6 protein-coding genes are annotated in these 14,164 nt (G+C 65.6%); all 6 read left to right on the top strand.

Features of this window, described 5'->3' with window-relative positions; all coding sequences use genetic code 11:
- Nucleotides 1-198 precede the first annotated feature (198 nt).
- Nucleotides 199-1,932: an HsdM family class I SAM-dependent methyltransferase gene (locus ACZ6I1_RS32735; RefSeq protein WP_469292548.1), complete on the top strand. Its 1,734-nt coding sequence runs from the start codon at nucleotides 199-201 to the stop codon at nucleotides 1,930-1,932.
- A complete protein-coding gene (locus tag ACZ6I1_RS32730; protein ID WP_469292546.1) occupies nucleotides 1,929-3,959 on the top strand; it encodes a type I restriction-modification system subunit M in 2,031 nt (676 codons plus the stop codon). Before ACZ6I1_RS32735 ends, ACZ6I1_RS32730 begins: the two co-directional genes overlap by 4 nt.
- Nucleotides 3,956-5,254: a restriction endonuclease subunit S gene (locus ACZ6I1_RS32725; RefSeq protein WP_469292545.1), complete on the top strand. Its 1,299-nt coding sequence runs from the start codon at nucleotides 3,956-3,958 to the stop codon at nucleotides 5,252-5,254. The genes ACZ6I1_RS32730 and ACZ6I1_RS32725 overlap by 4 nt, the downstream gene beginning before the upstream one ends.
- Nucleotides 5,255-5,265: 11 nt before the next feature.
- Nucleotides 5,266-8,487 carry a type I restriction endonuclease subunit R gene (locus ACZ6I1_RS32720; protein WP_469292543.1) on the top strand — a complete coding sequence of 1,074 codons (3,222 nt, stop codon included), beginning with the start codon at nucleotides 5,266-5,268 and terminating at the stop codon, nucleotides 8,485-8,487.
- Between the two features lie 75 nt (nucleotides 8,488-8,562).
- Nucleotides 8,563-10,215, top strand: coding sequence for a protein kinase domain-containing protein (locus ACZ6I1_RS32715; RefSeq protein WP_469292541.1), 1,653 nt, complete (start codon nucleotides 8,563-8,565; stop codon nucleotides 10,213-10,215).
- 263 nt (nucleotides 10,216-10,478) lie between these two features.
- On the top strand, nucleotides 10,479-13,751 hold the full coding sequence (locus ACZ6I1_RS32710; protein WP_469292540.1) for a type I restriction-modification system subunit M: 3,273 nt from the start codon (nucleotides 10,479-10,481) through the stop codon (nucleotides 13,749-13,751).
- Nucleotides 13,752-14,164: the final 413 nt, after the last annotated feature.

Here is a 14,164-nt window from a genome sequence, read left to right as displayed (position 1 = left end):
GTCGAGGTGCGGAGGTCGATGCCGTGGGGTCGTTCTCCTGGATCCGTGTGACTTCGTGCTCACGATCGGTTCTCCTCCGGTGGGGTGTGCTGTGTGCGGGGAGCCCTTGGCGCGTGACACCCAGTGAACAGGAGCTAGTTAACGCCGTCAACTGAATGTAACTTGGCGATCCGAGCGTGAACGGTGTACGGTCGCCTCATGATCGGAGGAAACGAGGCGGCTGATGCCACGGCGACCGCTGCGGAGATCGCACGGTTGGCGGGCGTGACGCGTGCCGCGGTGTCCAACTGGCGCAGGCGTCGTTCGGACTTCCCCGCGCCCGTAGGTGGCACCTCGGCGAGTCCCTTGTTCTCGCTCGCCGAGGTACGGCAGTGGCTGGACGGGCAGCGTGACGGGCGAGAGGTCAGCGGGGAGGTCCTGCTCTGGCAGGCGCTGCGCGGTGCCTACGGCGAGGAAATGGCCGGGGCGCTGGCTGCTCTCGGGGAATATCTCCGGGGCGATGCGGAAGACCTCGCCGACCAGGCCGCTCGACAGGCGGTGGACGGGCTGGTTGCCGACCGGACGCCCACCGAGGTGATGGATGCTCTGGTCGCCCGACTGCTGGATTCCACCGCGCGCGCCGCGTTGGACGGGGCCTCGACATTGCGACTGGCTCGCGCGGTCCGAGAATTCGCTGGTGAGACCTCAGGCACCGTCTTTGACCCTGCGTGCGGCATCGGCTCGCTCCTCGTTGCGGTGGGCGGCGGTGCGGTCCAGAGCAGGCTGGGGCAGGACACGCAGGCGGATGCGGCACGCGTAGCCCAGGTGCGTGCGGCCTTGGCCGCCACTGGGACAGCGGTGCCGGTTCAGGTGGTGGCAGGCGACTCGTTGCGGGCCGACGCGTTCCCTGACCTCCGCGCAGACCTGGTCGTGTGCGAGCCGCCAACCGCCGTGGCCGACTGGGGCCGCGAGCAGTTGCTTGTTGATCCGCGCTGGGAGGCGGGTGTGCCCTCGCGTGGGGAGAGCGAACTCGCCTGGCTTCAGCATTGCTACCACCACACGGCACCCGGCGGGCGAGCTGTGGTGGTCCTGCCGGCATCGGTCGCCCATCGCCGCTCCGGTCGCAGAATCCGTGCGGAGTTGGTGCGTCGCGGCTGCGTCACCGCAGTGGTGGCTCTACCGCCCGGCCTCGCCGCCAGTCATGCACTTCCGCTACACCTGTGGCTGCTGAGCCGTCCGTCCGCCCCTGGGCGGCCGGCGGGGACCGTACGAATGGTGGATCTCAGCGCCAACAGCCCGGACGGACCGTGGGACCCTCAGCCGCACCAGGAGGCGGAGGTGCAGCTGATCGATCTGCTGGACAACGAGGTGGACCTCACTCCCAGCCGCTACGTACGCGAGCCGGAACCCGACTACGCGGTGGAGTACGCCAAGCTGCGTGAGGATCTGGACACGCGCCTGCGCCGCCTCCGGGTGCTGCTTCCCGAGCTGCCACCACGTGGCCGGGCCGACGCTCTGGACGATGGCGTCCCGGTGGCGGTGAGCGACCTGCTGGCCGCCGGCCTGGTCAGCCTGGACGGTGACGAGCTCATCTCCGTCAGCGACCAGTTGGACCCCGACTACGTGAGTGGATTCGCCAGAAGTGCGGCGAACGTCCGTCGTAGCACGTCGTCCTCGGGTACGTTCCGAGCGGACCTGCAGGCGGCGCGCCTGCCCCGCATGGACGTTGAGCGGCAGCATCGCTACGGCGACGCTTTTCGCTCGTTGGGTGCGTTCGAGCACGAACTTGCCGAACTCGCCAGAATGGGCGACCGGGCTGCGCGGCTCGCCCGCGACGGCCTCACCGGAGGTGCCCTCGATCCACCGGCGGCCTGTGACGGCGGCAACGCTGAACACCCAAGCATGACGAACGACAGAGACGCCGCAGTGGGGCGAGAGGGCAGGACGCTTTGAGCAAGAACCAGGAACTGGCTGACTTCATCTGGTCGGTGGCCGATCTGTTGCGCGGTGACTATAAGCGCTCGGAGTACGGAAAGGTCATCCTGCCGCTGACGGTACTGCGCAGGCTCGACTGCGTCATGGCTCCGACTCGCCAGGCGGTGTGGGACCGGGCGGCCTCCTACACCGGGGAGAACAAGGACGGGCTGCTGCTGGCGGCGTCCAAGCTGAAGTTCTACAACCTGTCCGAGCAGACCTTCGACACGATCAGCAGCGACGCGGCCAACGTGGCGAAGAACCTCAAGGACTACATCCGGGGGTTCTCCTCGGAGGCCACCGAGATCATCAATCGCTACGAGTTCCACCTCCAGATTGACCGCCTGGACAACGCCGACCTGCTCTACCAGGTGGTGCGGAAGTTCGCGGGCCTGGATTTGAGCTTCGAAGCCGTGGACAACCACGACATGGGCTATGTCTTCGAGGAGCTGATCCGCAAGTTCGCCGATGCCTCCAACGAGACCGCCGGTGAGCACTTCACCCCGCGCGAGGTCATCGAGCTGATGGTCGAGCTGCTGCTCGCCCCGGACGACGACCGGCTGACGGGGGAGGGCCAGGTCGTCAAGATCCTCGATCCGGCCTGCGGCACTGGCGGCATGCTCTCGGCGGCGGAGGAGCACATCCGCAAGCTGAACCCGCGCGTGCGCGTCAACCTGTTCGGACAGGAGCTGAACGCCGAGTCGTACGCGATCTGCCGCTCCGACATGCTTCTGAAGGGCCACACGGCCAAGAACATTCGCTTCGGCAACTCCTTCAGCCAGGACGGCCACGACGGCGAGACCTTCAACTACATGCTCGCCAACCCGCCCTTCGGTGTGGAGTGGAAGAAGGTCGAGAAGGTCGTACGCCAGGAGCACGAGGACCGGGGATTCGACGGCCGCTTCGGAGCCGGCCTGCCTCGGATCAACGACGGATCGCTGCTGTTCCTGCAACACATGATGAGCAAGATGCAGCCGCTCAAGAAGGACGAGGCGGGCGACGAGGTCGGCGGTACGCGCCTGGCCATCGTCTTCAACGGCTCCCCGCTGTTCACCGGTGGCGCGGGGTCGGGCGAGTCGGAGATCCGTCGGTGGATCATCGAGCACGACTACCTGGAGGCGATTGTCGCTCTCCCAGACCAGCTCTTCTACAACACAGGCATCTCCACGTACTTCTGGATCGTCACCAACCGCAAGCCCGCGGATCGCAAGGGCCGCGTGATCCTGCTCGACGCTCGCGACCAGTGGACCAAGATGCGCAAGTCGCTCGGCGAGAAGCGCAAGAGCATGTCTCGGGCGCAGATTGGACACATCTGCGCGATCTACCGCGACGCGCTCAACATCGCCGGCGACGAAGCCCATCCGGACCACGGGCGGGTGAAGTTCTTCGATAACCGGGACTTCGGCTACCAGCGCATCACCGTGGACCGGCCGCTTAAGCTCCGCTTCGAGCTGACCGAGGAAAGCCTCGTACAGCTCGGTGTGTCGGCCGCCGTTAAGAAGGCGGTCGGGGGCGAGCCGGCAGCCGAGTTGCTACTCGCCGCGCTCAAGCCGCTGCTCGGATCGCAGTGGTCCACCAAGGCTGAGGCATGGGACGCTGTACGGACGGCGATGGTGGCCGGAGGGGTGCTGTGGCCCTCCGTCGCGCCGTTCCAGAAGGCCCTGCGCGAAGCCATGGGAGTGACCGACTCGGACGGCGAAGTCCAGCTCATCAAGGGCAAACCCGAGCCTGACCCCGACCTGCGTGACAACGAAAACGTGCCGCTTGACGAGGACATCGACGACTACCTCGCCCGCGAGGTACTGCCTCACGTCCCGGACGCCTGGATCACAGAGACCCGCAACCCGAAGACCAAGGAGATGGAGCGGTTCAAGCTGGGGTACGAGATCCCCTTCACCCGCCACTTCTACGTATACACGCCGCCGAGGCCGCTGCCGGAGATCGACGCGGAGCTGAAGTCGCTGGAGGCCGAGATTCAGGCGCTGCTGGGCGAGGTGGCGGAGTGACCTGGACGGACACACGCCTGAAGCACCTTTGCGTTGACTCCGGTCAATACGGATTGAACATCTCCGCCGACAACTACACCTCCGCTGGAATCAGGCTCATCCGTACGTCCGACATCTCTGCAAGAGGGACGCTCAGGAATGCTGAGGAGGGCGTATTCGTCGATGTGGAGCTCGAGCCTCGCCATCGACTTCGACATGGGGACATCCTGTTGTCGCGCAGCGGCACATTGGGACGCTCTCTCATGATCCCCGAGCAGGCCGATGGTCATTCATTCGCTGGTTTTCTGATCCGATTCCGTCCCAGGGTGGGCGTTGAGCCGCGCTTCGTCTACTACTGCACACAATCATCGCCTTTCCAAGGGATCGTGCACTCTGAAGCGGTAACATCAACGATCCAAAACTTCAACGCCGATCGCTACGCCAACATCCCTCTTCGTGCTCCTGGCCTGGGGGAGCAACGCCGAATTGCCGACTTCCTTGACTCCGAGACCGCCCGGATCGACCGACTGGTTTTCGCGCGAGAGAAGCAGGTTGCGGTCCTTGATGAGTGCGAGTATGCCGAGGTAACTGACGGTCTAATTCCTGGTTCCCTCACCTCTGTCTCGGAAGAGTGGCCCTGGGTCTGGTTGCCTGAACCCCGCAACGATGCGCCGTTGGTGCGCCTTGGATACATCGCCAGACTCCAAAGCGGGCTGACTGTTGATGGGAAGCGCGACGTGTCAGGCGAAGTGGTGACGCGGCCGTATTTGCGTGTGGCAAATGTGCAGGCTGACCGAATCCAGATCGACAACGTCAGCGATATCACTGTTCCTGCGAATATCGCCAAGAGGAGCACCCTTCTGGCGGGCGATGTCCTGATGACTGAAGGTGGTGACCTCGACAAGCTGGGTAGGGGTACGGTGTGGCGTGGAGAGCTGAAGGGCTGCCTCCATCAGAATCACGTATTCGCTGTCCGCCCGGATGTCCTGAAACTGGATGCCGATTACCTGTCGCTGATGACCCGCACGGTGCATGGCCGCTGCTACTTCGAGAGTACGGGCGTTAAAACAACAAACTTGGCTTCCACGAACAGCAGTAAAATCCTGGGATTCCCGATTCCGTTGCCGACGCTCGAAACTCAGCAGGTGAGGGTCCAGGCCGTCCAGCGAAAGCTCGACGGGATTGAGCGGTTCAGGCGACGCCTACGGGCGCAACTCGAAATCCTCGCCGAGCGCCGCCAGGCGCTAATCACCGCTGCCGTCACCGGCCAGCTCGACGTCACCACCGCCCGCCCCACGCACGACCACGACCTCTGAGGGGGATTCAGGTGAACGACGCCCGCGTGCACACCGAGAAGGCATTCGAAAACGCCGTGGAAGCGGCGCTACTGCGCAGCGGCTGGCAGCGCGGGCTGTCGAACACCTACAACCCCACCCTCGGCATCGACACCTCCGAGCTGGCCGCGTTCCTCGGCGCGTCGCAGAACGACGGGTGGTTGGCGCTCCAGGCCGCCTATGGCGAGGACGAAGAGCAGGCCATTGGCCGGTTCGCCAAGCGGGTGGCGCGGGAGATCGACTCGCGCGGCCTGCTGGACGTACTGCGTCGGGGCGTGAATGACCGCAACGTGAAGATCCAGCTTGCGTACTTCCGCCCCGCTCACACTCTCGCCGCCGACGCCTTGGACGAGTACGACGCCAACCGGCTCACCTTCGTGCGCCAGTTCCACTACTCCGCCGCGCGCCCGGCCGACAGCCTCGATATAGCGTTCTTCCTGAACGGACTGCCCGTCGCGTCCGTGGAGTTGAAGAACGGACTGACCGGCCAGACCGTCGAGGACGCCAAGCGGCAGTACCGCCGCGACCGCGACCCGAAGGAACTGTTCTTTGCCAAGCGCAGCCTGGTCCACTTCGCGGTCGATCCGACGCTGGCATTTCTGACGACCCGCCTGGCCGGCGACGCCACCCGCTTCCTCCCCTTCAACACCGGCTCCGGTGGCCCCGGCCAGATCGGCGGAGCCGGCAACGTCCCGGCCTCGACCGACGGGAAGTACCCCACCTCGTACCTCTTCGACGAGGTATGGGCCCGGGACAACTGGCTGGAGCTGCTGCAGCGCTTCCTGCACGTTGAGGACGCCGCCGCGAAGGCCGGCCGGGCACCGTCCCACAAGCCGGGTAGCGCGCACACGCAGCCGTTGATCTTCCCGCGGTTCCACCAGTGGGACGCGGTGCGCAAGCTCATCGCACACGCGGCCCGCCACGGGGCGGGGGAGAACTACCTGATCCAGCACTCCGCCGGCTCGGGGAAGTCCAACACCATCGCCTGGCTCGCGCACCACCTGTCCAGCCTGCACACCTCCCACGACCCTGGGCAGATCGCGCCTGCCGCGCTTGCCTCCGGTCTGGGGGCGAACAAGCTGGTCTTCGACAAGGTCATCGTCATCACCGACCGGCGGGTGCTGGACAAGCAGCTCCAGGACACCATCTACCAGTTCGACCACAAGGCCGGCGTGGTCGTGCGGATCGACGAGAACTCCCAGCAGCTCGCGGACGCGCTGACCGGGCCGACGGCCCGGATCGTGATCACCACGGTGCAGAAGTTCCCCTTCGTCCTGGACAAGGTCGCCGGGCTGGGCGGCCAGCGCTACGCGGTGATCATCGACGAGGCGCACTCCTCGCAGGGTGGCGAGAGCGCGGCAGCCCTGAAGAAGGCGCTGGGACGTCTCGGCTCGGACGCGGTGGACGAGGACGGCGACCCGCTGACGGCCGCGGCCCTGGCGCGCGGCAAGCAGCCGAACCTGTCCTTCTTCGCGTTCACGGCCACTCCCAAGGCGAAGACGATCGACCTCTTCGGCACCCCTTACGCCAATCCCGGCTCGGGGGAGCAGGAGAAGGGGCCGTTCCACGTCTACTCGATGCGGCAGGCCATCGAGGAGGGCTTCATCCTCGACGTGCTCGGCAACTACATCACCTACGCAACGTACTTCAAGCTCCAGGAAGCTGCTGCCGAGGAGGCAGAGCAGCAGGTGGACCCGCGCAAGGCGCGCTCGCGGCTGGTGCGGGCCGCGCTGATGTCGGAGGCGTCGATGGCCTCCCGCGCGAAGATCATCGTCGACCACTTCCGGTCGCATTCCAGCCCGCGCCTCGGCGGCCGGGCCAAGGCGATGGTGGTCACCTCCGGCCGTGACCACGCCGTACGGCTCTACCAGGCCATGCGGGCCTACATCGACCAGCGGGGCTTCACCGATTGCGGCACCTTGGTGGCGTTCTCCGGGGCACTGACCCTCGACGGGATCGAGTACACCGAGGCCAAGCTCAACGGCTTTCCCGAACGCGAACTGCCAGCACGTTTCGGCTACACCCGCGCTGACGACCCGAACCCGCCTTCCGTCCCCAAGCCCGAGCACCGCATTCTCGTCGTCGCCGAGAAGTACCAGACCGGCTTCGATCAGCCGCTGCTGACCACGATGTACGTGGACAAGGTCCTGGTGGAGCTGGCCGCGGTGCAGACGCTTTCCCGGCTCAACCGCACCCACCGGCTCAAGACCACCGAGGACCTGTTCATCCTCGACTTCGCCAACCGGCCCGAGGACATCGAGCAGGCTTTCCAGCAGTACTACGAGGCGTCGGTCAGCGAGCCCACCGACCCCAACCTGCTGTTCGACCGCGAACGCGAGGTGATGGCCTACCAGCTTCTGGTGGAAGCCGAGATGGACGCCTTCGTCACCGCGTACTTCGCAGCCTTCCAGGGCGGCTCGGCCACCGACACCGCCATCATGAAGGCCCACGCCCGCCTCTACGGCTACCTGCAACCCGCCCTGGACCGCTTCAACGCCCTCAACGCCACCGAACCCGAAACCGCCTCCGAGTTCCGCCGCGCCCTGGACTCCTACACCAAGGCGTACGGCTGGCTCTCCCACGTCATCGGATTCGAGAACCTCGAACTGGAACGGCTCTACCAGTACGGACGCTTCCTGCTACGCCGCCTGCCCGCGCCCGCCCGCAGCGCCGGCGCCGACATAGGGACGGCCGCCCCGAGTCACATGCGCATCGCTCAGACGGGCACCCCGGAGCTGCGCCTGGAGGCGGTGGGCGCGCAGGTACTGCCTGGCCTGGTACCCGAGGCGGCCGGAGCGGTGGCCGAGGCGGAGGAGATGTCGCTGGCCGAGGTGATCCAGTCCGTCAACGAGGAGTACGGGACCGGGCTGTCCACCACCGACCAGATCCTGCTCGGCCAGCTCGTGGTAGCCGTCAGCGAGGACCCCGAACTCAGGGCCATCGCCATGCACCAGGACCAGGACGTCTTCGGCGGGGAACTGGAGAAGGACCTCGACCGGATCGTCATCGACCAGGCGGCGTCCAACGACGCCCTGATGGTCCGCTACTTCGACGACGCCGACGTCAACCGCCTGTTCAAGCAGGTCGCGACCCAGCAGGCGTACCAGCTCATTCGACGCCCGGTCCGACGGGAAGCCGAGCGCCGGGCCACCGAGCAGCGGGCCGCCGAGCTCAAGTCGTCCGGAAGCCGTAGGGCGGAACCGCCGACCGCATAGCCTGTGCTCTGCAGCACGTCAGGCAAGAGGCCGAACGGGGTGGTCACGCTCCGACCACACAGAGAGGGACCTCGCATGGTGCAGGGCGGCACGCCGAGCTTCGACGCCGGCGTACCGGCCCGCGTGATCGCGGGCCGGTACCGGCTGCACACGCCCATCGGCGCGGGCGGCATGGGCGAGGTCTGGCAGGCGTACGACGAGCGCCTGGACCGCCGGGTCGCGGTCAAGATGATGCTGGCCGAGAGCCCGGTTCCGCCCGGGTTCCAGGGAGCGGCCTTCGAGGAGACCCTGCAGACCCGCCGTGCCCGCTTCCTGCGCGAGGTCCAGATCACGGCCGGCATCGAGCACCTGGGTGTGCCGGCCGTCTACGACACCGGAACTGACGAGGCCAGTGGACGGCTGTTCGTCGTCATGCAGCTCCTGCAGGGACGCGAACTGCAGACGTTCATCGACGAGACCGACTACGAAAGCGAGACGGTTTCGGTCTCCTGGGCAGCGGCCGTCGGCGCCCAGATTGCCTCCGTCCTGGACACCGTCCACCGTCACGACATCGTTCACCGCGACATCAAGCCGTCCAACCTGATGCTCACCCCGGGAGGCGTGGTCAAGGTCCTCGACTTCGGCGTCGCCGCCCTGCGCGGAGTCGGCACTCTGCCCCGCCTCACCCAGGTCGGCATGACTGTAGGAACCCCGCCCTACATGTCCCCCGAACAGAGCCTGGCCAACGCCGTCGGTCCCGCCGCAGACGTCTACGCCCTCGCCTGCGTGCTCCATGAACTGCTCACCGGCAGGCCGCCGTTCACCCCCGACAGCCGCTCCCACATGTGGCACCACGTCCACACCCCGCCCCCGCCCATCCGCACCCTACGCCCGGATGTGCCGGCCGATATCGAGAAGCTTCTGCTGGCGATGCTCACCAAGGAATCCGAGCAGCGCTTGGACGCGATGGAGGTCTACGACGCCCTCCTGCCCTTCGTCCACGCCCCCACCGGCACCCACGCCGCGACCGACGAGGGCATCCTCGACCCCCGTCTGCCGTTCCTGCGACCCTTCGGAGGCCGGGCGCCCAGCCCTAGTGCCGCTGCCTCGTACATCCCCACCGTCGTCGTTCCCTCGCCGCTCGCGCCTTCATCGGCAGCCGAACTGCAGGGGCCGGCGGCAGTCCCCGCCGCACTGAGCGAACAAGAGGCGGACGCGGTCTCCGACCGCGCAGCGCGGCTGGCACAGGATGGCCAGTTCACCCAGGCAGCCGACGCACTTGCCGAGGCCATCTCGAGAGCTGCTGACCCGGAGCTCAGAGAAGGTATGCAGTTCAGCCTCGCCCAAGTGAAGTTCCTGGCCGGAAGCCACCGCGAGGCCCTCGCGCTCTTCGAGCCGCTCGCCCATCACTACACCGACCTCTACGGTGGCCATGACGAGCAAGCCCAGCTGTGCTGGTACTACGCCGCGCAGTGCCTGATGGAGCTCGGCGAAGCCACCGCCGCCATCCGAGCTTTTGACCGTGTCAGCAAGGCCAAGCCCGAAGCGAGCGACACAGACGCCGTCAACCGCCACCTCGATGCCCTCGCACGGCAGATGAGTCTGTACGCCGCGACGGAAAGCCTCCCCAAGGCACTGGAGGTCGGAGAACGGCTCAGGTCAGAGACCACCCGCCTGCGGGGAAGCGACTGGCCTGGCCTGCCGCAGATCGACACCTATCTCTGCCGCCTTCGCCAGGACCTGGGCTGATGGGCCGTGGCGTCTTCGGCTCCGTCGGCGCTGACGCGTAGGGTGTCTTCGGCTGTGAGGAACGTTTCCGGCATATCTTTGGACCCTCCTGCCGAGTCTCGTCCTCTACGAAGAGTGATCAGCTGCTTGGCCCCTGCTTGCACCTCGGGCTGTCCGAATCACCTGCGTGCTCCGTCGCCTCCCCCACGTAGGCTCCTCATGGCCGGTCGTGGTGGACGGCCAGATGAGAGCGGAAGTATCACGTGTCCAGGGTGGGGGAACGCATGAGTGATTCGGTAACGCAACTTTCCAGACTCATTTGGTCGGTTTCGGACCTACTTCGCGGCGACTATAAAAGGTCCGAATACGGCAATGTAGTGCTGCCGTTCACCGTGCTTCGGCGCCTCGACTGCCTCCTTACTCCCACCCGGAAGAAAGTTCTAGACACGGCAGAGAAGTTTGCGCTCCACGGCGGCCAGGATTCGAGCGCCATACTCCGGCATGCCTCCGGCCACCCCTTCTATAACACCAGCCGCTTCACTCTGGCGGACGTCGTCACTGATCCGCAAATGACTGAGCGACTCCTGCTCGACTATGTGCGCGGCTTTTCCCAAAACATCCAGGACGTCTTCGAGCGCTTCGGGTTCGGCATCACGGTGAAGCGCCTGACCGAATCCGATTTGCTATACCACACCGTCGCTCGATTCCAGCACCTGGATCTGGGGCCGGCTCTCTCAGTCCACGAGATGAGCCTCATTTTTGAGGATCTGGTAGGCCGCTTCGGCGAGCACGCGAGCGAGACCAGTGGCGAGCACACCACGCCTCGCGATGTCAGCCAGCTCATGGCCGCCCTCGTCATGGAGCCCGATCTGGGGCAACTCGCAGCTCCCGGAGTGATCAGGACGATCCACGATCCTGTCTGTGGCACCGGCGGCTTGCTCGGTGAGGCGGCAGACCGCATCACCGAAATCAATCCCGAGGCTCGTGTCCGCTTGTCCGGGCAGGAACTCAACCATGAGAGCTGGGCAATCGCCTACTCCAGCATGCTGATGAGTGGACGCGATCCGGAGCGGATGGCATGGGGAAACGTTCTTCGTGAGGACAGATTCACAGGGGAACGATTCGACTACCTGCTGGCCCATCCCCCGTTCGGCATCGATTGGAAAAAGGTCGAGGAATACGTCCGCACCGAGCACGATTACGACGGGCACCAAGGTCGTTTCGGTGCCGGACTTCCTCGTATCAACGACGGATCCCTGCTGTTCCTCCAGCACATGCTCTCGAAGATGAAGCCTGTGGACGAATCCGGCCGCGGCGGCAGCCGTATCGCGATCGCCTTCAATGGTTCGCCCATGTTCGCCGGCCCTGCTGGGTCAGGAGAGTCCGACATTCGACGGTGGATCGTCGAGAACGACTGGCTCGAAGGCATCGTCGCCCTGCCTGACCAGCTGCTCTCCAACACCGGCATCAACACGTACGTCTGGGTGCTCAGCAACCGCAAGCCCACCACCCGCCAGGGGCGCGTCATTCTCGTCAAGGCCCAGGACCACTGGCAGAAGATGCGCCAGTCCGTCGGCGGCAAGCGCAAGTACCTTGGCCCCGATCAGCTCACCGAGATCGTCAGGCTCTACAGCGAAGCCACATCCTTCTCTCCTTCCCCGACCCGATCCCAGCGCGACCACGTGCGCATCATTCAGAACGAGGACCTGCTCTATCGCCAGATCGTCATCGAGCGTCCGCTGCGACTGCGCTTCGAGCTCTCCGAGGAAGCCCTCGACCGGCTCGCCGCTCTGCGGCCAGTCCAGCGGACGGCTGACCCCGAGGCGCTACTCTCGGCACTCCGGGGACTCGTAGGTACGACATGGAAGACGAGCTCCGACGCACGCACAGCGCTGCGCCGTACCGTCGAAGCGGCCGGCCTGGCCTGGCCTGGCGGAAGCGCATTCGACAAGGCCGTTCGCAACGCGCTGGGTGTGCGCGACGACGACGGTGAGCTCCAGCAGCGGCGTGGGGCACCGGAGCCCGACGTTGAGTTGCGGAGCTCAGTCTCCCTGCCGTTCCACGAGGAACCAGCGGAGTACCTCCGTACTAAGATCCAGCCCCACACGCCCGATGCCTGGATCGACCCCGACCGGACTCGACTGGGATGTGAGATTCCGTCGACGCTCTTCTACGTGGCGGATTTCGACGGCCCCTTCGAACCACTGCAGAACTTTGCCCGATTGGAAACGGATAGGGTCAAACTGCACCGTCCGGCACCAGATGGAGAGGCACTGGCCCCGCCCAAGCATCTCACGGCACCACATCTGCACAGTGTTGACTCAGCGGTTGAACTTCCGGACGCGGAACTGGATGACTCCGAACTGGCCCCGTGCTCGGGCGGTGATCTCGTAGGTCGCATCGGCAACTGGAGGCTCCTCCCCGCGGGATTCGGCGACGCTGTCACCCCGTTGTTCGTGCTGCATCCGATGCAAGGCCGCGGCAGAGTGCTTTGCGAGTGGCTCAACTCCCGAAAGGACAGCGGCGCATTTCCGCGTGTCCGTGATTTGCTCGACACCCCCGTACCTGTGGACCTGGTCACCGACACAGCGGTCGACGACCTGCTGGAGGAGGTGCAGGAGGCACGCCGCGCCCTGCGGGCTGCGACCGAGGGCATCCTGCCGAACATCTTCTCCGGCAGCGAGACCCTGAGTGAGGAGATCCGAACCACCATAAGGTTCACCTCTCATGAGGCTCGGCTCGCGGGACAGCTGGTCCGGCCCTTCGATGACCCCATCTGGCGGGCGGAATCAAGCTACCCCTTCCACATGGCCGCTCTCGCCCGCCGCTACCGCGTCAGCACGCACCCGGCCGAGCGGAAGGACGGCTTGCTCAAGCTCGGTGAGGGCACCGCACGTACGCTGGGCATCCTTGCTCTGAGCGAACTCATCTCACACCACAACGGCTTCACGCGCTCTCTTCGCCAGCAGTTCCGCAACGGTGCAACTTTCGGCACCTGGCTCTGGCTCATCGACCGCTTCCTGGAAGAAGTGGGGACCCCTGTCTTGTCGGAACTGGCGGCTATCCGGGAACGTGACACGACGCGAGCGCTCCTAGAGGAGATCAAGGACTTCCGCAACCACTCCCACCATGCCCACGGCGTCCGCATGAACCACGAGATCGACGAAGACGTGGAGAAACTCGAACCACGCGTGGTTTCGGCCATCAGCTCGGTCAACTGGCTATCGGGTATCGAGTGGTACTGGGTCGAGCGCTGCGAGTACCTCGATGACTCCTCCTATCGCACCGCGGGCCTGCGGCTCCGCGGGAGCCATCCGAGTTGGGAACCATTCGAGCGGTCCACCACCTTCCCCCTACGGCCGGACCGGATCTACGTCGACAGCGACCCTTCCGGCCGGCCAGTCGATCTCTGGCCGTTGGCCATGGCAAGCCTCTGTCCGGACTGCCGGACGCGGGAGCTGTTTCTGATCAACCAGGTACGAGATGGGCAGGTGATCCTCCGCAGCCTGGAGGAGCACTCTCTGGAGATCCCGTACCGCACCTCGGAGGGGACTTGATCTCCTTCCTCAGCAGACCGATCACGGGGCTATGTCCAACGGCTGCTTCTCACGCCGCCGACACGACGGGCAGCGGCTCCGGTCAGACCGACTGCTCGTAGTTGACTCCGGGGCCGGTGCGAGGAACCGCCACAGCACTGGCCCCGCCATCCGGGCGGATCGCGAGTGATCACGGGCGTGACGACGTCGGTGGTTGGGAGCCAGCGGGGAGCCGGTCTGCACCTCGAGGCCCCTTGAGACTCACCCAGACCGTCCATGGCCAAGGTGCTGACCTGGGGGAATCCCCTTTGCGCAGGTGCCGATCTTGGGTGGACCTCATTCGGGACGAAGAGGTCGTGGGTTCAAATCCCGCCACCCCGACAGAGTAAGACCAGGTGAGGCACCTACCGATTTCGGTAGGTGCCTCACCTGTT

It is taken from the genome of Streptomyces sp. NPDC046303, assembly GCF_055588085.1.
This window is presented reverse-complemented; position numbering and strand designations above follow the sequence as displayed.